At 43.2% G+C, this 20,354-nt stretch carries 20 protein-coding genes and 1 other annotated feature; of the genes, 1 reads left to right on the top strand and 19 read right to left on the bottom strand.

Annotated features, from left to right (window positions below; genetic code table 11):
* Window positions 1-11: 11 nt before the first annotated feature.
* The 16 genes from AWB54_RS13065 to AWB54_RS12990 all read right to left on the bottom strand — a co-directional run bounded on the left by AWB54_RS13065 (window position 12) and on the right by AWB54_RS12990 (window position 15,973).
* Window positions 12-884, bottom strand: coding sequence for a LysR family transcriptional regulator (locus AWB54_RS13065; RefSeq protein WP_061215047.1), 873 nt, complete (start codon window positions 882-884; stop codon window positions 12-14).
* 173 nt (window positions 885-1,057) lie between these two features.
* Window positions 1,058-1,267, bottom strand: a complete 210-nt coding sequence (locus AWB54_RS13060; RefSeq protein WP_061215046.1) for a hypothetical protein — start codon at window positions 1,265-1,267, stop codon at window positions 1,058-1,060.
* On the bottom strand, window positions 1,264-2,364 hold the full coding sequence (locus AWB54_RS13055) for a GerAB/ArcD/ProY family transporter (RefSeq protein WP_061215045.1): 1,101 nt from the start codon (window positions 2,362-2,364) through the stop codon (window positions 1,264-1,266). Before AWB54_RS13055 ends, AWB54_RS13060 begins: the two co-directional genes overlap by 4 nt.
* A 23-nt stretch (window positions 2,365-2,387) precedes the next feature.
* Window positions 2,388-3,563, bottom strand: coding sequence for a Ger(x)C family spore germination protein (locus AWB54_RS13050; protein WP_061215044.1), 1,176 nt, complete (start codon window positions 3,561-3,563; stop codon window positions 2,388-2,390).
* Window positions 3,560-5,173, bottom strand: coding sequence for a spore germination protein (locus AWB54_RS13045; protein WP_061215043.1), 1,614 nt, complete (start codon window positions 5,171-5,173; stop codon window positions 3,560-3,562). The genes AWB54_RS13050 and AWB54_RS13045 overlap by 4 nt, the downstream gene beginning before the upstream one ends.
* Before the next feature lie 318 nt (window positions 5,174-5,491).
* Entirely contained in the window at window positions 5,492-6,094 is a 603-nt protein-coding gene (locus tag AWB54_RS13040) for an indolepyruvate oxidoreductase subunit beta (protein WP_061215042.1), read from the bottom strand.
* Between the two features lie 3 nt (window positions 6,095-6,097).
* The gene (iorA, locus tag AWB54_RS13035) at window positions 6,098-7,840 is read right to left on the bottom strand and encodes an indolepyruvate ferredoxin oxidoreductase subunit alpha (RefSeq protein ID WP_061215041.1); all 1,743 of its coding nucleotides are present in this window, start codon (window positions 7,838-7,840) and stop codon (window positions 6,098-6,100) included.
* A gap of 126 nt (window positions 7,841-7,966) precedes the next feature.
* Window positions 7,967-8,512 (bottom strand): spore protease YyaC, encoded by a 546-nt coding sequence (gene yyaC, locus AWB54_RS13030; protein ID WP_061215040.1) that lies wholly within the window; start codon window positions 8,510-8,512, stop codon window positions 7,967-7,969.
* On the bottom strand, window positions 8,512-9,624 hold the full coding sequence (gene hisC / locus AWB54_RS13025; RefSeq protein WP_061215039.1) for a histidinol-phosphate transaminase: 1,113 nt from the start codon (window positions 9,622-9,624) through the stop codon (window positions 8,512-8,514). The genes yyaC and hisC overlap by 1 nt, the downstream gene beginning before the upstream one ends.
* A gap of 56 nt (window positions 9,625-9,680) precedes the next feature.
* Entirely contained in the window at window positions 9,681-10,514 is an 834-nt protein-coding gene (gene speE / locus AWB54_RS13020) for a polyamine aminopropyltransferase (RefSeq protein WP_061215038.1), read from the bottom strand.
* Window positions 10,515-10,539: 25 nt separating this feature from the next.
* Complete coding sequence (locus AWB54_RS13015; protein WP_061215037.1) at window positions 10,540-10,857, bottom strand: hypothetical protein; 318 nt, start codon at window positions 10,855-10,857, stop codon at window positions 10,540-10,542.
* Entirely contained in the window at window positions 10,857-12,233 is a 1,377-nt protein-coding gene (locus AWB54_RS13010; protein ID WP_235811189.1) for a replicative DNA helicase, read from the bottom strand. The genes AWB54_RS13015 and AWB54_RS13010 overlap by 1 nt, the downstream gene beginning before the upstream one ends.
* Before the next feature lie 38 nt (window positions 12,234-12,271).
* A complete protein-coding gene (locus AWB54_RS13005; RefSeq protein ID WP_061215035.1) occupies window positions 12,272-13,444 on the bottom strand; it encodes a DnaD domain-containing protein in 1,173 nt (390 codons plus the stop codon).
* Between the two features lie 261 nt (window positions 13,445-13,705).
* Window positions 13,706-14,182: a hypothetical protein gene (locus AWB54_RS13000; RefSeq protein ID WP_061215034.1), complete on the bottom strand. Its 477-nt coding sequence runs from the start codon at window positions 14,180-14,182 to the stop codon at window positions 13,706-13,708.
* Between the two features lie 112 nt (window positions 14,183-14,294).
* Window positions 14,295-15,479, bottom strand: a complete 1,185-nt coding sequence (locus tag AWB54_RS12995; protein ID WP_061215075.1) for an aminotransferase class I/II-fold pyridoxal phosphate-dependent enzyme — start codon at window positions 15,477-15,479, stop codon at window positions 14,295-14,297.
* 5 nt (window positions 15,480-15,484) lie between these two features.
* Window positions 15,485-15,973, bottom strand: coding sequence for an Lrp/AsnC family transcriptional regulator (locus AWB54_RS12990; RefSeq protein WP_061215033.1), 489 nt, complete (start codon window positions 15,971-15,973; stop codon window positions 15,485-15,487).
* Window positions 15,974-16,042: 69 nt separating this feature from the next.
* Window positions 16,043-16,258: a binding site (T-box leader), on the bottom strand.
* 233 nt (window positions 16,259-16,491) lie between these two features.
* On the opposite strand from AWB54_RS12990, the gene AWB54_RS12985 reads away from it, so the two are divergent.
* Entirely contained in the window at window positions 16,492-16,722 is a 231-nt protein-coding gene (locus AWB54_RS12985) for a hypothetical protein (protein ID WP_061215032.1), read from the top strand.
* Window positions 16,723-16,892: 170 nt separating this feature from the next.
* On the opposite strand, the gene AWB54_RS12980 is transcribed toward AWB54_RS12985, so the two are convergent.
* The 3 genes from AWB54_RS12980 to AWB54_RS12970 all read right to left on the bottom strand — a co-directional run bounded on the left by AWB54_RS12980 (window position 16,893) and on the right by AWB54_RS12970 (window position 19,825).
* Window positions 16,893-18,563 carry an ABC1 kinase family protein gene (locus AWB54_RS12980; RefSeq protein ID WP_061215031.1) on the bottom strand — a complete coding sequence of 557 codons (1,671 nt, stop codon included), beginning with the start codon at window positions 18,561-18,563 and terminating at the stop codon, window positions 16,893-16,895.
* 146 nt (window positions 18,564-18,709) lie between these two features.
* Window positions 18,710-19,012 (bottom strand): phasin family protein, encoded by a 303-nt coding sequence (locus AWB54_RS12975; RefSeq protein ID WP_414716785.1) that lies wholly within the window; start codon window positions 19,010-19,012, stop codon window positions 18,710-18,712.
* 195 nt (window positions 19,013-19,207) lie between these two features.
* Window positions 19,208-19,825, bottom strand: a complete 618-nt coding sequence (locus AWB54_RS12970; protein ID WP_061215029.1) for a hypothetical protein — start codon at window positions 19,823-19,825, stop codon at window positions 19,208-19,210.
* Between the last annotated feature and the right edge of the window lie 529 nt (window positions 19,826-20,354).

Genomic DNA, 20,354 nt, shown 5'->3' with positions numbered 1-20,354 from the left:
AAGCCTTTTTTCTATGGCTCATGACATATTCGTATAAAATCCTGCATGGCTCTGCTTATGAACTTATTCTTATGATATACAATTGTCAGTTTCCTGCTTAAATCCATGCCTTTTACCGGAAGTTCTTTTAAAGAACCTGAAGCAATATGCTCTTTGGCCAGCTGAAAAGGCAAAACCGCAATCCCCATCTTATTTTTTGCTGCATTAATTAAGGCTGTAGTGCTGGTACTTTCCCAATCGGGTTTGATGAACAATCCCATCTGATTCATCCTTAATTCAAATAGATTTCTAACACCAGCGCCCTTTTCCCGCAACAAGAGATGTTCATTGACTATATCGTATGCAGTCAGCTCTTTTTGGGCAAAAAGCCTATGTTCCGGATCAGCAACAATTACGATGCGATCCTCATAAAAATAATCTTCTATCAAGTCGGATTCATTAATTGTTTCTTCCATAAGGGCAAGATCCAGTTCGTTTTTCCGGAGCATTTCTATAAGAATTGAGGCATTATTTACGATTACCATAATTTCTGAATTGGGATATAAACCCTTGAAATTATCAATGTATTTATGAATTAAGCCAGCGCCAACGGTATAATTAGCTCCTATTACAAGCTTTTTCTGAGATGCATTTTCTTTAAGGTTGTCTTGTAATTCATCAAAAAGCTTGATGATATGTGTTGCGTATTGATATGCTTTTTCTCCTGCTTCAGTAACATATAATTTCCGGGATAGCCGCTCAAAAAGAACCACCCCGTAATAGTTTTCCAATTCTTTAATTGCCTGGCTTATAGAGGGTTGTGTCATAAATAGTTTCCTGGCGGCAACTGTCATATTCAATTCATCATATACTGCGACTAATATTCTCAAATGTCGTATCGTCAACTCAGACTCCTTTCCCCCAAACAGACTCTAAGTCTAAGAGCAATTAAGGTAAAGCTGTCATCCCTTCAATTACAGTATACGGCTTAACGAGGTGCGGAGCAAACAGCAAATCGGCAAATATTGTACTTGCTTCCATATCCAACATTATAGCAACGGAATATGGTAGTGAAGATTCACATACCCAACATCCCGGTAATAGTTTCGTTAATTATTGTGGTTACGGGAGGTATTTCAATCCCCATAGATATCATCACACTAAGAATAAGACCCATAAACAATAAAACTGCAAAACATAATAATTCCCGCCACCATTGTTTTCGTACCAACCCAGGAATTTGTATTAAGGCCACCATTCCGAATCCAATAAGGACCAGGGCAATCATGCCTGCTCACCCCCTATTTGAGGCAGCTTGCGCAGTTTGGCCACCAGTAGCGTAATAAGCGGAATGGCTATTTGAAAAGGAATGGTATAAATGGGGTAGCCATTGTTGGCAAAATCAAACATTTCCGCGGTATTGCTAACATTGGTTAGGGCCAATATCACCATGAGAATCCCTATCGGAAGAATTATAGGACGGTAACTGCGCAAATTAAAGACCTGGGCCAGTCCCAAAACCGCTCCATAATATGCCACCGATATTTTGAAAAATCCCATGGTAATTAAATTGATGGCCACCAAAACTTCCACTCTGGTGAGAACATCGCCAACATCAATTACTTGTGCTGTTATGTAAGTTGGATAAGTATAAATTGGGTTCATTTGTCCTAATACGGCAGCATTGCGGACGGCAACCCCAATTAGAACTAATCCCGCTATCAGTACACCTTTGAAAACAGCGGAACGGCCTTTTTCGGGCTTATTAACAAAAGCCAATACCATTAAAAATGCTACTGCGTCTCCAAAGGGAAAGATGGCCGTAGCATGACTGGTCCATAATAGCTTTCCTATGGGAATATCAAGAATAGGCAGCAAATTATGAAGGTCCATATGCGGAACTACCAGGAGCGTATCAAAGATTGCCATTAAAATAGTAAGCGTTACTAATATTAAGCTGCATCGGGCCAATACTTCGATCCCCCGGCGCACGCTTGAGGCACAGACCAGCATAATTAGAATAAGAGTAAGTGTTTTCGGAGTTGCAGGGTATAGTTCCAATTCTAAAAAACGGGAGTAATTATTTAAAACTAAGGCACCCAGGTGAAACAGATACCAGATAAATAGAACAGAAATGAAGTTGCCCAGAATTTTTCCGTAGACCAAAGAATTTATTTCCACCAGCGTCTTACCTTTAAAATGCCGGGCCAGGGCAGTAAATATCCAGGCTATTAGCAAACCCTCGGTCAATCCTAAAGCAATCGCCATCCAGGCATCATGCCCGGCTCCCTGCCCCGGAGCGATAATAACCGAAGCGCCGAAAATAAAGCCGATTATTAATACGCTTAATTGAAAACTGGATATTTTACCATTCTCCAAAGACATGGATCATACCTCTGCTTTTTTATTTAATCCCTCATTAATGCTTTATTAATTTCCCCAATTTCATTTACATGAGTTTTTACCTTTACCACAACTTCAATATAGGGATAAATATCCTCCCATCTCGCCTTTAGAACGGGCCATTCTTTTTTATATTTACGATGAACCGTGTCCCCAAAGCCAAAAACATCCGCATTTAATGCCTGGGATTTCTCAACCGCTGCCATCACCTGGCGCTCAATCTCCCGGGCCTGGCCCTTTTCCAAATCTTGCAGAAGGTCGGAGCTTATCTCCCGGTGGCCATCATACTCCAGCAGGTTGGACTCTTCATCTATGGCAATAGTAATTTTAATTTTCTCGTCCTGTAATTCAGGAATGATTTTACTTTTGGCAGTAACAATCTCCAGGTTAGCTCCGGGAATTACTAAGAATCCTTTTTTAATCTTGTTAATAGCCCACAAAAGACCCCTTGATTCATCTTCATTTAGTTGCCCTATCATCTTATCTCCTTTAAATACTGCCGTTCCGTTTATGCGAGTTTTTTTTACGCTATCCCCTTCCGGACCGGCTTGCTCAATAATGCCTACCATAGGGGCGAGAGGAGCGGTAGTTTCGCTTAATAAGCGCTGGGCAAATTCCAGGTAGGTGACCACCGGGTATTGGGAATATTCTGCTGACAGCTTTATCTCAGCAGCCATTCCCATGGCCTGAATACTCTCCATTCCATCCTGAATACTTAGAATATCACGAGCTTTTTTCTCTGACACTACCATCAGTACATTGGGGCGGTTAATCGGATTCCTGGCTATTGAATCAAGAAATGGATAGATGCCCTGTTCAGCAGCACTGCGGCCGAGGATATAAAGCTGAGTGTGTTGATAAAATGTTCGGCGGCTACTATGCTGGGAATAGCGGTTTAAGGCATCATAAGCTGAAGAACCGGTGCTGGAGTCCAACTGAATAGTATGAAGCGGGTTACCCCTTTTTTGCCCCCCATCTCCGCTGCTGCCGGCAGCACCCTTTGTCTCGCTGGGGATAATAGATTGAAAGGTCAAGGTAACCTGTCCTGTATCTGCATCGACATCCCAACCCAGGCCGGATATGATCGATAATTTATTCAACTCAATGCTATCCCAACAGCCGGATATGAACACGGGAATAATGATTAACAAAATAAGTACAAAACCCTGTTTTCCTTTCATTGAGTATCCCCCTGCTGGGAACTGCTTTTAGGAGGCCGGGGCATTTGACCGGATGATTGCCGCCTGGTGTTGGGTGAATCTAAAGACGCGGGACGGCTATCCATGGCCCATAAGGGGGCCCGAATGAAAGTATCTCGCAGGCCACGAATATTGAGTGGAGTTACCGGCGATAAATAGGCAACCCCCAGGGAGCGTAAAGAAGCCAGGTGGCTAAGCATTTCAATGGAAACCAAGACTATACCAAATAAACCTAGCAAACCGCCCGCAAGCGTCATTATAAAGCGATACAAGGCCCCCGGCTCAGCAAAAAGGATGACTAAAAATGAAGCAATTGCTGTGGTGGCAATTACTATTACCATGGGTGCTCCAACCAAACCAGCTGATACTGCCGCCTGACCGATTACCAGCGCACCCACAATACTGACGGCCTGGCCCAGTGAGCGGGGCATCCTGAGACCGGCTTCCCGTAAGATTTCAAATAAAAGCAGCATTAACAGGGCTTCTAATACCACTGGCAAAGGGAGGCCTTCCCGGGCTGCCGCCACCGAAACCAGTAATTGGGTCGGAAATAATTCGGGATGAAATGTTTTTAAGGAAACAAAAATACCCGGCAAATAGATACTGAGTAAATAACCCAGCAAACGAACCCACCGCACCAATGCAGCGAAAAATGGCCGGGCGTAATAATCATCCGGATTTTGAAAACCTTCGATAAATAAAAAAGGTACTGTCAAGGCCATCGGGGAACCGTCAACCAATATGGCGGCTCGACTCTCCAATATTCTGGCTGCAACTACATCTGGCCTTTCGCTGCTGCCCACGGTGGGAAATAGCGAACTGGGACTATCTTCAATGAATTGTTCCAGGTAACTGACATCCAAAATAATGTCATTATCTATTCGCTGCAGCCGTTGTTTGATTTCTTCAATAAGATTATCCGGGGTGATACCCTGGACGTAAGCAATTGAAACATCGGTCTTCGACCGCTCCCCAATTTGCAGGCTTTCAAAGGTTAAACGCGGATCGCGTATTTTTCGCCGCAGCAAAGCTGTGTTGGTACGCAGAGTTTCGGTAAAACTTTCTTTTGAACCTCGAATCGACAACTCGTTTTTAGGCTCTTCGATACGTCGTGTTTCCCAGCCTTTAGCGTCAATAAGCAGAGCCCGGGTTGCACCTTCTGCCAAAATGGCGGTATGACCTGTCAGAACCCTGGCAATAACTCTGTCTATATCCTGGACTACAGTTATCTGCCCTACAGTTAAAACACTTGATTTAATATAATCGATTAGGCTTTTGTGGTTATGGCTGAGATTATCCTTAATCAATTGCAGGTTAAACATCAATGGTCGCAAAATATCGTGATTTAATAGAGCTCTATCAACTAAACCATCAATATAGACAACGGCCGCATCAATATTTGAATCAGAGCTGATTTTCATGTCACGAATGATTACATCACTGCTTGAACCAAGAGCTTCCCGTAAAACCCTCAGGTTTTCCTCCAGGTTTTGGGACAGGCTTACAGAGGAACTATACTGTCCCGCAGACTTTTTTTGCTCATGGTTTAATATTTTTTTAAAATGTAGTTTTTTGAAAAGAAAACCAGGCAAAAAGAACCAACCTTTCTCAAAACTCTACGGAGCTTATATGCTTTCAAAGATAAATATGGGATGCTGCATTTTTTGAATTATTTATTAAAAAATGCATTAGATTGTTAATATTGTATCCGTAAGATAAATAGATTATTTATATGTCACGAGGAACGGTTGGGGCATGGGGGTTAGTGGAATTAAAAGAATGCCGAAGCTAAAAATTAGCATGAAAAAACCCCCAGCGCTAACTGGGGGAAAACTTCATATCTTGGGGAATATGTTTCCCTCGTGTTTAAGTTATCGGAAGATACTCGGAGCAGTTTCAACAAGAGTTCGTTATAATCTGTTGAGGGTTGCACTCAAATATTTTTGCCCTTCCCGGAAGGCTTTCAGGTTAACTTCCAGAGCTTTGGCCGGTACCATTTCTCTAATAGCGTTTTCCACTTCCTCTGCCGGAATGTTTATGGCTGCGGCCAGCATTCCTACCAAAACCACATTGGCGGCCCGGGAATTACCACATTCCTCAGCCATTCGGGTAGCATCAACAATGGTGGTATCGGGTATAAGGTTGGCAATTCTTTTATCAATATCTACCGGATATTTCAGTTTTCCACTCATTACCGGCAGGGGGTCAACCCGTTCGTCATTAATGATTACTTTACCCCCGGGTTTCAGATAGTCCAACCAGCGGGCTGCTTCGAGCTTTTCAAAAGCCAGCAGGATATCGGCGTCACTTTTCTTAATTATGGGTGAATAGACTCTTTCTCCGTAGCGTACCTGGGAAACAACACTGCCACCCCTCTGTGCCATACCATGTATCTCTGACACTTTGACATCATAGCCCATCTGTACGGCTACCTGAGCAATTATGCGGCTGGTGAGCAGGGTTCCTTGCCCCCCAACTCCTACTATCAGAACATTAGTAGTTTGTTTTGGCATTTTTTATCCCTCCACTATCTTGATGGCCTCAAAGGTACAGACCTGAGGACAGAGTCCGCAGGCTACACAAGTATTGGGGTTAATTACGGCCTTTCTATTTTCCTCTACCCAATAAATCCCGGTACAACCTATCTTTATGCAAAGCTTGCAGCTTTTACAGAGTTCCGGGTCAACATAGAATTCTTTATCCGGAGCTTTCTTCACCAGCAAGGCACAGGGACGCTTGGCAATAATTACTGAAGCTTCCCGGCGGTTCAATTCCTCTTCCAGGGTCTGGCGAAATTCGTCTAATTGCAAGGGGTCCACTATGCGGACATGCTCTATACCGATAGCCTTGACCAGGGCTGGTAAATCCAGCTTTCGGGTAGGTAGATTCCTGATGGTTTTACCGGTAGCCGGATGATCCTGGTGTCCGGTCATGGCGGTGGTATCATTATCCAGGATAATAACGGTGGAGGTTCCCTGGTTATAGACAACATCAATCAGTGGCGTAATTCCGGAATGAACAAAGGTGGAATCCCCTATAACCGCTACCACCTTGCGGGCAAAGTCCTCTCCATTGGCCTTCTCCATGCCCAGAGACATACCAATACTGGCTCCCATGCAAACACAGGCATCCATTCCATCCAGGGGACTCAAAGCACCCAGAGTGTAACAGCCGATATCCCCCATTACATGCAGCTTCATTTTCTTCAGGGTATGAAATACGCCGCGATGCGGGCAACCCGGGCACATCAAGGGTGGCCGGGGGGGTATCTCCTGGTCCAGGCCGGAACCTTTCCCGGAACTGACTCCTAATAAGACTTCTTCAATCATTTCCGGGCTGTATTCACCCAGAAGGGTGAAAAGCTCTTTGCCTTCGACCTTTAAGCCCCAGGCTTTTAACTGTTCCTCAATTACCGGTTCCAATTCCTCAAGCACAATAAGCCTGTCCACTTCGGCAGCGAAAGAGCGGATTAATTTTTCTGGCAGTGGATTGACCATACCGAGCTTTAATACGGAAACTTCGGGCATTACTTCACGCAGGTACTGGTAAGATACTCCACTGGTAATAATGCCTATACTTTTATCTCCCCATTCCATCCGGTTCAGATCCGTAGTTTCGGCATATTCCTTAAGTTGCAAGATGCGCTTTTCCACTTCCACATGGCGCAGGCGGGCAAAGCCGGGCAGCATAACATATTTGGGGGCATCTTTCTTATAGCTTTTCAAACCCACTTCTACCCTCTCCCCGGTTTCAACCAGGGTCTGGGAATGGGAAAGCCGGGTAGTAACCCGCAGCATTACCGGGGTGTCAAATTCTTCGCTGATATCAAAAGCCAGGCGGGTAAAGTCCAGTGCTTCCTGGCTATCCGCCGGCTCAATTACCGGCATTTTGGCAAAACGCCCGTAACCCCGGTTGTCCTGTTCATTCTGGGAAGAATGCATCCCCGGGTCATCAGCGGAAACCAGGACCAGACCAGCATTTACTCCGGTGTAGGAAAAGGTATACAAAGGATCAGCCGCCACATTTACTCCCACATGTTTCATAGCTACCAGGGTTCTTGCCCCGCCGATAGAGGCTCCCACTCCTACTTCCAGGGCTACTTTTTCATTGGGAGCCCATTCGGCATAAAGGCCTTCATAATCGGCAAATGTGCTGACTATTTCGGTACTGGGGGTACCGGGATAGGCTGTAGCCACGGTAGCACCAGCTTCATAGGCTCCCCTGGCGATAGCTTCATTGCCTATCATCAGTTTCTTCATGGTTTTCCTCCTCACCCTTAGTGATATATTAGAATAACCACTCATCTACCGGGGATGAGTGGTATTGGTGGTTCCCAGAATGATAGTATCACAACTTTTATCCGGGTGTAAATGCTTATGTTGCAGCTAGCTCGATGATGATACCCGGTACTCATTCCATTCCACAATGGCGTCAGCCAGCAAACGGGCCATATGGTAAACGGCAGTGATACTCCCCTGCCCCAACGAATTCCAGTTTCTGACTTCCGGCTTGATTCCCACCATGGCAATAATGGAGAATTCACCTACTGCAGGCAACCTTTTGCCCAGGGCTTTACCGGGAAACAAGGGGCCGTGACGGAACTTGATTATTCCCAGCTCTTCTTCCCTGCCCACTGAAGCATCTATAGCTATTTCGATTCCTGATGGGTGATCATTTTTTATCATCTTTAATTTTTGCCTCAGGTTTTTACCATGCAATGGATGCTCCAGACTTCCGAATACCAGAAGTTCGGGAGATTGTTCCCGAATCATGGTCCCGGCTAAAGGCCCAAAACAATCGAGTATATTGCGGTCAGTTCCAATACAAAGAAAAAGGGGTTCTCTTTCCAGAAGGTTCAGATTACTATGTAATGCCTCTATCAAAGCATCTTTGGCTTCTGCCTGGCGGTAATGTTTTTCTACTATAATCATTAGAGTGGAACAACCTCCAGAACCTCTTCTAATGCTTTTATAAATCGTATATTCTCTGCCATGGTTCCAATGGTAAGGCGGATAAAAGTGGGATATCCAAAAATATCACCTGTACGTATTATCACTCCGCGCTGGAGCAATTCGTGAAATATCTGTTGGCAATCTCTCCCTGTGTCCAGGAAAATAAAATTAGTGTTGGTTTTGACATAATTCAAGCCAAGTTGTTCAAATTCCTGGTAGAGATAGTCTCTCCCCTGAAAATTGAGCTGACGGCTTTTTTCCACAAAATCAATATCCCGCAGGGCGGCCTGAGCCGCAATCTGAGCGGCAAAATTTACATTAAACGGCTCTCGTACCCGATCGAGAGCGGCAGCAATAGCTGCTGTGGTTATGGCATAGCCTATCCTTAAGCCGGCCAAACCGTATATTTTGGAAAAGGTTTTTAGTATAACTATATTCCGCCCTTCCCGCAAATGCTGGAGTCCACTGCCAAAAGCCGGGGTATCCACATATTCCCCATAGGCTTCATCAAAAACTACCAGTATCTCACCGGGTACCTGCTGCATGAAAAGCTCTATTTCTTCCTGCTCTACAATGGTTCCGGTGGGATTATTGGGATTACAGATGTAGATTATTTTGGTCCTGGTATTAATTGCCTCAAGAATGGCTTTCAGGTCATACTGGTATTCCTTAAGGGGTATGGCCATCGAATGAGCCCCCATAATGGTACTGGTGGATTCGTATTCCGAAAATGTCTGCTCAGCATGGATCACTTCATCTCCAGGATTAATGAAGGTCTGGGCCAGCAAGAGAAGCAATTCATCAGAACCATTGCCCAGGACTATCTGCTCCGCTGGCACTTGCCAAAAAGACGCCAGTTCTTGTTTTAGTTCATAGGCATTGGCATCAGGATAAAGATGTATTTTTTTAAGTCCTTCCTGCAAGACCGCCAAAGCCTGTGGAGAAGTACCCAAAGGATTTTCGTTGGAAGCTAGTTTAATAATACTGTCAAGCCCCAGTTCCCGCTTAACCTCCTCAATGGGTTTACCAGGAACATATGCTTTTAAGCGAAAAATATCTTTTCTGGCTCTACTTTCTACGAAATCGTCCATGTATACTGGCCTCCATTGTAATTTGCTATTCTTCTTGATTTATCCGGCAAAAAGCTTTAGTTCTTGAGCATTTCTTTGATATAGAGCGGAAGGCAAAATGCCGCCCGGTGAATTCCTTCATTATAATATTTCAAATAGCCAAGATCACCTGGTTTTTTCGCCAATTCCCGGGGATTGTATTTCTTGCTGCCCATAGTAAAAGACCAGGGGCCGCTTACATAGGTAGCTATCGGTGCCAGGAAGACCCGGGTCAGAGGAAAGACCGTGTTGATTTGCCGGTAAACCGATTGAAATACTTCCCCATAAAAAACCGGGGATTCAGACTGAACCACCAGAAGCCCGTCCGCCTTAAGTATCTCATATACATCCTGGTAAAATTCCAGGTTAAATAACGGTGTGGCCGGTCCTAATGGATCAGAGGAGTCTACAATAATTACATCGTATCTAGACGAGGTTTCTTTTACAAAGTGAACGCCATCAGCAATATGCAAGTTTAAGCGGCGATCGGTAAAACCGCAAGATAGGGCCGGGAAAAACCTTTTGCTATTCTCCACTACCCGCTCATCTATTTCCACCAAATCTACGGCATTAAGCTGCTGGTGTTTCAGCACTTCCCGTAAAGTACCCCCATCACCCCCGCCAATTATCAATACCCTCTCCGGGCAAGGGTGGGTACACATCCCCACATGGCTTATCATTTCATGATAAATAAACTCATCTTTCTCACTGATTTGCAGGGCATCATCCAACAGCAGGGCTTTACCCCATTCTAATGTATCCACCACTGCTAGTTTCTGATAACGGGTCTGTTCCTCATGCAGAATATCTTTGATTTTCCATTTAACCGCATAACCCTCGGTATGCTTTTCACAAATCCAGGATCCAGTCATTTTTCCCTCCAGTAAAATCTTCCCTTTATTGTAGGGCTTTTTCTTCATTTATTAGCTCAGCAATAATCTTCATATGTTCCGGCATGGTCTCTTGATCATTAAAGTCCATGGCTAAAAGAGTAGCCTCAATAATCCTATCGTTTTCGCTATCTGTAAAATAATCCATCCATTCCTGCAAGAGCAAGAACAGTTCCGGATGCTGCTTCTTTACTACACTGAGGTCGAGGAGGTTTAGGAGTAAACGCATATGCTCTTCATCAAGCTCTCCCCGGAAGCAGCAGTCAGCTATTCGGCTGGCGGTTTCGCCATAGATCTTTTTGAGCAGTTGTTCATGGTCAGGCATTATTCATCAACCCTTCTGGCATCTCCCATAATCTGCTTTTGCAAATCAAAGGTGATAGGTATCCGTATACCACTGCGACCATCCCGGTTTTTATCAATATGGATGTAATAATTAGGATTGATGTAGTTCTTTAATTCTTCTCTCTCTTCCAGTTCTTCCCGTGGAATAGGCGTCAGTTTAAGCATAAGGTCGCACTCATTCTTCATCCGCTTGGCTCCCTGCAGACTGCCATCCGGGTTTAATTGGACCAGGCACATGACCACTATCTTTAAGTTTTGGGCCAGCATTTTCAAGGTCTTGACAATCTGCTCCAATATCTGCCACTCCTGCAGTTTGGGATCCAGCTTATCCATTCGTCCCACATAGTCAACTATCATCATTTCTATGCCTTTTTGCGCCTTGAATTTACGGGCGATGGAAATAGCTTTTTCCGGGGTAAGATTAGGACAGGGATAGGAATAGAAACCGCTTTCGCGAAGTTGGGAATAACCGTTGAAGATGATAGAAAGTTCAGTTTCGCTAATATCCCCGCTGCGAACTCGATCATGATCAATTTGTGATAGAATGGAGCCCCAGCGCAAGGCTATCTGTTCCCTGCTCATTTCCGTATTGAGGTACAAAAGGTTTTTTCGCGCATCTACGGCTATAGCCCTGGATGTGTGCAAAGCAAATGAAGTTTTGCCATGCCCGGTTTGAGCACCGAGGATTATTAAATCACCCGCTTTATAACCCAGGGTTATATGGTTCAAGTTATCAAACCCGGTAGGAAGTCCATCCAGAGGGAGAACCCCTTTGTGCAACTCGCGTATTTCCTTTAGGCGGAGGAACCTGCGTTCAACTTCGCTATAACCCAGGCTGGCCATATCCGCCGGGGAATCGATTTTATCGTCAATTTCCAAAGCGGTAAGGTTGGTCAGTTCCTCCTCCGCCTCCATAAGTACCTGTTCTACATCACTTTCCTGCTGTTCTACGAGAAGCTGCATATTCCTTTTAAGAAAGGCTTCAAATTTACGCAAGCGGGCTTTGTCTTTAACTCTCTTAATCCAGTACTTGATGTTTTCATCGTCTATATATTGTTCTACTATATATTTTAGTTCTTCTATATCGCGGGGATTGGTAAAAACGCCCAGGCTATGACCCTCTTTAAGAAGCTCTACCAGGGTGGGGCGAATTTCCCTCTCAAAGAGACTGATAGCCAAATCAAAAATAGTAGCATGCCGTGGGGAATAAAAGTCAGCATTGGATAAAAGGTCATAAACCTCAATACAGGCATCCTCAGAATGAAGCATGGAAGATAATACGCGTCGTTCACTTTCCAGGTCAATCAGGTAATCTTCCATGGAGGGTTCATTCTTTCTTAAACTCAAAGGAATCACCATCCAAATAAAACCGGGGAGAATATCCCCGGTTTCTATTATACCTTATTTTTGGCTCCGCCTGTACTAGAAGGAGGCACATAGATTTCGTATTCCAGGTTGATAGGCTTTCGTTTATCATAGTTGCTGGCTGCTATGGGTTTTTCCTTCTTATTTCTTAGTTTTAATTGGGCTATTTCTTTGTCCACTTCTTCTACCTGCCGGATTTCTTTACTCATCCAATCATGAAGAACGCTGTCCATATATTCCAGACCGGCATTTTTGGTTCGCTGACACATTACTTCTCCAGCTTTCATGATCATAGCATGAGAAAAGCCCCAATCATGCCGCCATTTATAGTAAACCTTCTTACGAGCTTCGGCAGCCATGTCAATGCCGGTAAAGCTTCCAAATTCCGCAATATCCGGGTCAAACTTGTTGACTCTTAAGGCCCGGTTCTTTTCCACATCCACATATTTTTTAAAATAGCTTTCCAGCCCTTCAACGGTATTGATGGAGTATTCTTTTATATCCCGGGCAATCTGGCTGATATCCCGTGGGTTGTAAATGCTTCGCTCAAAACACATTTCCAGTATGCATAAGAGAAACTCCGGGGATAAGGCCAGCTCTTCCAGCCATTTGTTTAGCTCGCCGGCCATTTTTACACTCATCAAGTTGCCCGTTTTTTTGGCTATAAAATCTCCAACTTTCTTAAAATCCGAGCTGGATTGCTTCATAAGTTCCCGGGAAACCAGCTTGTTCTCCTCTATCTGCAATTCCAGTTGCTCAATCTTAAGGCGATATTCCTCCAAAAGATTATCCATATCTTTTGAAGGACTGGGATTATCTGCAGGTGCAGGAGTTGAGTGGTAAAAACAAGAGTGGTCTCTTCTTATAAGGGATTCCAATTTCCTGGCCAACGGTTCTAAAAACACTTCCCTATCAGCCAAATTTTGATTATCTTGAAGGGAGACTATGCCTAATTTTTGCAGGCGATTTAAGCGGCGGGAGATTTTTATCTTACCTAGAGAAGGACAGGCTTGGAGAACTTGTCCTATCTTTATGCCGGTTTGATACAAAGGTTTGGTTCTTTCTATGGTATATAGCAAGGCTGCTATCACAGCAATATCTTCTAGTTCCAAATCCAATTCTCGGGCATAAGCGAAAAGCATACCGGGTAAACTCACAAAACCCCAGCGAAAGATTTCCAACCAGGCCATTTTATTTTCCATATTGTTTTGACCTCCATGTCCAAGTAAAGGAATTATAACACTTCAAATAAAAAATCTACAAACTAAATAATATTAGCTTTAAACCAAAAAGCCGTAAATTAACTATATAAACTATGGAGCAAAACATATTTCTGCATGAAAATCAGACTTGACTGATTAGGAAAGAGAAAAACCAGGAACTATGTCCTGGATTATTTAGGATTCTATGGAATTATCCCGGCTAAACATCCTGCTGTAACTCTGCAGCAATAATAAATCCACTTATACCGCAACTATATTTCTAGCATCTCTTTTTTGTGATAAACGACAAAAACCCTGATGAAAATCAATAATCTCAAATCTAAGCATTATATGATTGCCGCTTCTAATGGCCTTATCTATGTTTTCAAAACTATTATGGCCAAATTCCTTGACTACTTCACAACTGTCTAAATCATCAATAACTTCGGCAAAACGATTATGCACCTGCTCAAATATGCCATAATATAGTTCCTTAATCTGTTTGACCCGTTTTTCAATTTGCATCAGGTCAAAATCATCCCTTTCCACCAGATGTAAAAGGCTGTGAAACAAATTGTGCAAAAGTTTGTTATGGAACACTGCTGCCATGGCTTCCCGTTTGTATTGTTTATAGAGCAAGTAGCGGAGATAATCTTTTAGGCCTTTTTGCCCTGACGGTCCCAATATCTGGTAAGCATTCAGAAGTTCAACCTCGTTAACAGTAATATCACCGATCACGAAAAAACCTCCTTCAATTTGTTCATTAAAAGAGGTTTCCATTCAAATTATATAATTCCTTTAGTTATTTATCGTATAATTATGTTTCACTTCGATATAATACCCTATTTCTTTACACAATATTGCTGATTCTTATTTCTTTATGTCGCCGAAGAAATCTATCCATCCTCTCCAGGGCTTCTTCAATATTAGGTATGCTGGCGGCATAACAACATCTGATATGCCCATCCCCACTGGCGCCAAAAGCATTACCGGGTACTACCGCAACCTTTTCTTCCCAGAGCAGCTTCTCACAGAAATCTTCACTGCTCATCCCGCTTTTTTTGATGGAAGGAAAACAATAAAAGGCCCCTCGTGGTTCAAAGCAGTCCAATCCTATTTCCTGCAATCCGGATAAGATTAGTTTGCGGCGGTAATTATAGTTGTCCACCATTTTTCTCATTTCTGTTTCGCCATGACGAAGAGCTTCGATGGCCGCCTTTTGTCCCATAATCGATGCACACATAATAGTATATTGATGTATTTTGGTCATGGCTCCGATTACATCTTGATGGCCGCAGGCGTAACCAATTCTCCAGCCGGTCATGGCAAAGGCCTTGGAAAAACCATTCATCATTATAGTACGATCTTTCATACCGGGTAGACTGGCAATAGAAACATGTCGTCCATAATATGTCAGCTCGGAGTAAATTTCATCAGATATCACCAGCAAGTCGTTTTTAATTATGATATCCCGCAAAGCCTCTAAATCCTCTTCATACATTACTCCCCCAGTAGGATTGTTGGGATAGGCCAGAACCAGAATTTTACTCCTGGGGGTAATATAATGGGATAGAATATCCGGACGCAAACGGTACTGGTCTATATCATAAGTCGGAACCGGCACAGCAGTGCCATAAGCCAGGGTGGCTCCTGGCGCATAGGAGACAAAAGAAGGCTCAGGTACCAAAACTTCATCACCAGGTTCAAGCAGAGCCCGCATAGCCAAATCTACTGCTTCACTAACACCGACCGTGACCAGCACCTCTTTTTCCGGTGAATACTCTATCCCTATCCGCCGGTTCTCATATGCGGCTATTTCTTCCCGTAATTCCAACAGGCCCTGGTTGGAAGTATACATGGTATAGCCTCTTTCCAGAGAATAACAACCAGCCTCTCGTATATGCCAGGGGGTAACGAAATCCGGCTCTCCTACCCCCAGGGAAATTACCCCATCCATCTGGGTAACCAGATCGAAGAACTTTCTAATCCCCGATGGGGGTATGGATTCTACCGTATTGGAAATATAGCGTTTCATACTGTTCACGGGCTCACCACCAATCTTCTGTCTTCTTCCGGTTCCTCAAAAATAAAGTTTTCCTGTTTATAACGCTTGAGAATAAAATGGGTTACAGTGCTTTGCACATGATCCAGGGTGGAGAGCTTATGAGAGACAAACCAGGCAATATCCTTCATGCTTTCTCCATTTACTACCACGGAGAGGTCATAGGTACCACTCATGAGATAAACACAGCGAACTTCCGGATAGCGGTAGATTTTTTCTGCCACACTATTGAAGCCCACTTCCCTTTCCGGAGTTACTTTAACATCAATCATGGCAGTAACTCCATCATTGCCCAGCAGTTCCCAGTTAATGATGGTGTTGTAGCCCAGTATTATCTTCTGTTTTTCCATTTGTTCGATAATATTTTTAATTCTCGCTTCATCCTCATCCAACATGGTAGCTATGGCTTTGCAGCTTAAACGTGCATTATTCTCCAGCAAATGCAGAATCCTTCTTTCCAGTTCCATCTAATTTTTCCTCCTTCTTTACTTGGGCAGTTGCAAAAGCCTAATAATAAATAAAAAAACCCTCATCCTGTAAGGGACGAGAGTTGCTCCCGCGGTACCACCCTGATTGGCCAAGGCCCGGCTCTATTCCAATAACGGATGGATTCCGTCCGGCTTGCTATCGCTTAGGATATTTCACCGGAACTCTCAGGTGGCTTTCATTACCCAACTGATACCAGGTTTTCAGCATACCCCGGTTCTCTGCCAAACAGCTAAAGCAATTACTCTTCTGATCATCGTTTTTTGTTTTTAAATTTATAGAATATGCTATCACTTCCGTGGGCTATTAGTCAAGGTGTAAAATACTTCATTAACAAACAAAGTTTTGCTGAACTATTTTTCGCAAAAAAACATATTATTGCTTTAGGTTTTAATTACTTTGATTATGGGGCGAAAGGTATAAAGGCAGCTTCCCCAGGGGCAGTTTTTTAAAAAGGTGGTTTTAATTAATACATAGGAATCTAAAGGAGGTAATTTCTTTGCCCAAGCCAATGAAGTTAAGCGAAGAAGAAAAATATGTTATTCAAAAACTAAACAGTTATTTTAAACCGGGTAACATGAGTTTTGAAGAAAGGGTTTTTAACGCTCTCTTAATTACTCGCTACGACCTGGAGGCTCATCACTTCAGTACTGATAAACAACGACGCACTTTGATAAAATATCAGACCGTTCTGGACGGACTATTAAAGAAAATGAACTCATCCGTTTGAGCTGTTCAAAAGCATTTTTCTTGTATAACGAGTAAATATAACGAAGTGAAATTTGTCCCCCGCTTCTTTGTTGCAGCGGTGTGTTGAAACTACGCCGCAGTTTCTTCCGAGGCTTAAACATTGATACTGCTCCACAGTTTCTTCCGAGGCTTAAAAGAGGCGGCTTGCGTTCAGTAGCGTCCGCTTTTTAATATGGAATAAACCATGAAAAGGCCGAGAATAATAGCGGTGGCAAATCCAATTTCCACAAGAGGAATGTGTTTTATAAGACTACTTCGCTCCATTCCTGCTACCAATGAAGTTCCGATTACAATACTGGCCAGGATTATGGAGAGTGAAATCCGGTTGGACATTACATCAACTTTAGCCATCGCCCGTTTGAGTTCGGGATATTCTATATTAAGGCTCAGTTGTCCTGATTCCAAGATTTTTAGTATTTTAGCAATTTGAAAGGGAAAAGAACGGATTAGCTCCAGATATTCGAATAAAGAACTTTGGGTTTCCTTCCACAGATGTTCGGGGGTAAATTTTCGCAAGAGCAATTTTTTCCCATAAGGTTCAGCAATGCTAACAATACTGATTTGAGGATCAAGCTGGGCCACCAGGCTTTCCACTGTCATCAGCATTTTCACCATCAAGGAGAGCTCTGGCGGCAACCTCAGTTGGTACCTTATTGATAATTCGATCAATTCGGACAAAGCCTCCCCCACCTTTATTTGGGAAAGAGGCAAGCCATAATACTTCTGCTGCAGGCGGGATACATCCCGCCTGAATTCCTCAAAATCAACATACTGCCCACTAATCCCAATGGCCAGCAATGCTCGGCTGACCCCCTCCACATCATATCTCATCATATTGATTAAGAGCTTGATGCATTTTCCCTGCAACCTCTCATCTATAATCCCCACCTGGCCAAAATCGTAAAATATTATCCTTTCACCGTTAGCTATGGCTAGATTTCCCGGGTGAGGGTCAGCATGCAATAAGCCCTGTTCAAATATCTGCTTGAACAGGGCATCAACCAGGTTGCGAGCGATGGCAACCGTATCCAGGCCCGACTGCTTCAGGCTGATATAATCAGATATCTTAATTCCTGGAACATATTCCAGGGCTAGTATTTTTTCTGAAGAATACTTCCATATGACCTGGGGGATAATAACATTTTTATCATTTTTAAAAGTCTGATAGAAGAGTTCCGCATTTCTCGCTTCAACCCGGAAATCCAACTCATTGTGTATAGCTTGCCTCAGTTCCTCCATTATCTCGCTCAGTCTGTAAAAGCGAGCCCAATGGTTGCGCTTTTCCAAACCTTTGCAGAGTTCGCGCAAGATATCCAGGTCAGCTTCAATAGTCTTATCAATGCCCGGTCGTTTGATTTTCAAGACCAGTTTTTGCCCTGAGGGTAAAAGCGCCTCATGAACCTGGGCAATAGAGGCTGCTGCCAAGGGTTCCGGATTAAACCAGCTAAAGTCTGTTTCCAGTTCTATACCTGCATCCTGGCAAAGGCGATAAATTTCTTCCAAGGCAAAGGGAGGAACCTCATTCTGCAGTTTCTCCAGTTCCTTGATATATTCGGGAGGCAAGAGATCAGGCCTGGTACTTAATAATTGTCCCAGCTTGACAAAGGTAGGACCCAGGTCTTCCAGGGCAAAACGCAACCTCTGCGCTGCACTGGGTGAGCGTAGCTCATGACCAAGCTGTGAACTTTTCTTTATATGGAGCCAGGCTGGCCAGTCAAAGCGGTCAAATAAAAAACCAAAACCATGTTTGATCAAGACATTGACAATTTCTCTATAACGGGGCAAATGTTGCAGATACCCAATGCCTGTCCTGAAATTCACCAAAAGCTCCTCCCAGAAAAGTATATAACGGGTTTCCTAACTCCCCCTCATCCCGAAGAATACAAGCAAGTTGTATTATGACTTCGCAAAGAGTGCTATTAAGATAAAATCCCCCAAAGCACTACTTGTTTGTTGCCAAAAGCTCTCTATTCCCCTTGAATTCCAGTGCCTATTTTTTCTTCCAGATCACGAATCCTCTTCTCCAAGGCCTCAAAATCAGACTTGCTCACATAGGAAAAAGTGTTTTTCATTTCTTCAAATTCCTGACGAATAGTCTTGCGCAGTTCGCCCTTCTCTTCTTCCCCTCTTTTTATAGCTTCATCCACAAAGTTTTTGGCCTCATCCCGGCTAATCTCACCTTTTTCCACCATTTCAGCGAAGAATTTTTCGGCATGATCCCGGGTAATACTCAAGGCTCCCAATCCAAAATATAAGGCTTTTTTCATCATACTCAACTCACTTCCTCCCTTAGCTTTTTCTGTTTATCTTATCACAATATGTTCTTCGCTTCTATTTTATGCATAAAAGACCAGGATAATTCACTACTTGGGTGGTAATAGCAGAACAGTGCGATATAAAGCAGCTAGTATTGCTATGGAGCCTCCATCTAAATAAAATAGCCTCTAAAATGAGGCCATTAAGCTCTATTCAATTTTCTTACTTGTTATATCATAAACCAGTTCAATTCTTGATATATCCTTAGTGTTTATTAACACACGGTAATTGTTCTCGTTCTCGTGGTTATCTTTTTCCTCTCCATCATAATCGTACTTCACATAATTGGAGAGCAGAATAAAGGTATTATCAGATTCCCCATCATCATCAAATTTCCTGATGTGGCCCTTATAAACCTTTCTTTCCTCAGGTAAATAAACCAAGGCAAGTAATCCACGTTCGAAGTCTACAATATCTGATAAAAAACTGTTTCGAACAGACCTTGTAATTGCTATTCCCCTAAAAATACACGAAATATTTTCACTTAACAATATTCTAGCCAATAGATAACCAGTTATCGGGGCAATTAAAATGGCTAACACCTTCGGATTTACGCCAGATAATAAATCCCAGTTCCTACAGGCCGAATTACAAGCAATAATCAGTACATAGCTAATAGCCAAACTTTTAATCCCCAAATGCTCATCTTCTTTTGTTCCACTGGAAAGCACAAAATTCATAGTCGCTAATAGGAAATAGCCTGGAACCAAGTAAGCTATTAATGTTGGTAATTGCTTGACTAGGGTTGCGACATCAGTAATATTCATAGAATATATTATTCCCTTGGGCCAACCGGTCCCGGAGGTTTATATTGAACTGGAGGTACATTTTGGGAGTTTCTTTCATTTCTCCCTGGTTGCTGTGGCCGCGGATTTGACGGTTGCTGCCTGACAGGCTGCTGCTGTGGTCTTGACGGTTGTTGTGGTTTTGGTGGTTCATTTCTACTCATTTTTCTTTCCCCTCTCCTTATTTGTCCTTAATTTTACCACTTTCAACATAAAAGGAAATGGTTACCTTTGTCCTGCAATTAAAGCCTTTGGTCTCGCAATTTGGTTTTAGAATACTATCTTCTCCACCTGCACATTCTCTACCGTACTAGTCGTTTACCCACTGGTGGAAGGGTATTGGGGAAAATGAATCAGCATCACTATCCAAAGCTCTCCAGGCTTCTGTAACCGCTAAGCTAAAATGGACAGAAAACAACAAATAAGAATGAACAGTATTTACCACAATCCTCCAAATCAGCTATGATAGAGCTGGAAATAAAACAGCTTTTATCGTAGCAGAGGAGGAAGA

Origin of the sequence: Syntrophomonas wolfei subsp. methylbutyratica (genome assembly GCF_001570625.1) — a bacterium.
Lineage (GTDB): Bacteria > Bacillota > Syntrophomonadia > Syntrophomonadales > Syntrophomonadaceae > Syntrophomonas > Syntrophomonas methylbutyratica.
The sequence above is the reverse complement of the archived record's forward strand: the minus strand, read 5'-3'. Positions and strand labels throughout refer to the sequence as shown.

Excerpts from the sequence above, each read along its gene's own strand:
- AWB54_RS13060 (WP_061215046.1), bottom strand. The coding sequence starts at position 1,267 with ATGATTGCCCTGGTCCTTATTGGATTCGGAATGGTGGCCTTAATACAA.
- AWB54_RS13055 (WP_061215045.1), bottom strand. The coding sequence starts at position 2,364 with ATGTCTTTGGAGAATGGTAAAATATCCAGTTTTCAATTAAGCGTATTA.
- AWB54_RS13050 (WP_061215044.1), bottom strand. The coding sequence starts at position 3,563 with ATGAAAGGAAAACAGGGTTTTGTACTTATTTTGTTAATCATTATTCCC.
- AWB54_RS13040 (WP_061215042.1), bottom strand. The coding sequence starts at position 6,094 with ATGCCAAAACAAACTACTAATGTTCTGATAGTAGGAGTTGGGGGGCAA.
- iorA (WP_061215041.1), bottom strand. The coding sequence starts at position 7,840 with ATGAAGAAACTGATGATAGGCAATGAAGCTATCGCCAGGGGAGCCTAT.
- yyaC (WP_061215040.1), bottom strand. The coding sequence starts at position 8,512 with ATGATTATAGTAGAAAAACATTACCGCCAGGCAGAAGCCAAAGATGCT.
- hisC (WP_061215039.1), bottom strand. The coding sequence starts at position 9,624 with ATGGACGATTTCGTAGAAAGTAGAGCCAGAAAAGATATTTTTCGCTTA.
- speE (WP_061215038.1), bottom strand. The coding sequence starts at position 10,514 with ATGACTGGATCCTGGATTTGTGAAAAGCATACCGAGGGTTATGCGGTT.
- AWB54_RS13015 (WP_061215037.1), bottom strand. The coding sequence starts at position 10,857 with ATGCCTGACCATGAACAACTGCTCAAAAAGATCTATGGCGAAACCGCC.
- AWB54_RS13005 (WP_061215035.1), bottom strand. The coding sequence starts at position 13,444 with ATGGAAAATAAAATGGCCTGGTTGGAAATCTTTCGCTGGGGTTTTGTG.
- AWB54_RS12995 (WP_061215075.1), bottom strand. The coding sequence starts at position 15,479 with ATGAAACGCTATATTTCCAATACGGTAGAATCCATACCCCCATCGGGG.
- AWB54_RS12990 (WP_061215033.1), bottom strand. The coding sequence starts at position 15,973 with ATGGAACTGGAAAGAAGGATTCTGCATTTGCTGGAGAATAATGCACGT.
- AWB54_RS12975 (WP_414716785.1), bottom strand. The coding sequence starts at position 19,012 with ATGATGAAAAAAGCCTTATATTTTGGATTGGGAGCCTTGAGTATTACC.
- AWB54_RS12970 (WP_061215029.1), bottom strand. The coding sequence starts at position 19,825 with ATGAATATTACTGATGTCGCAACCCTAGTCAAGCAATTACCAACATTA.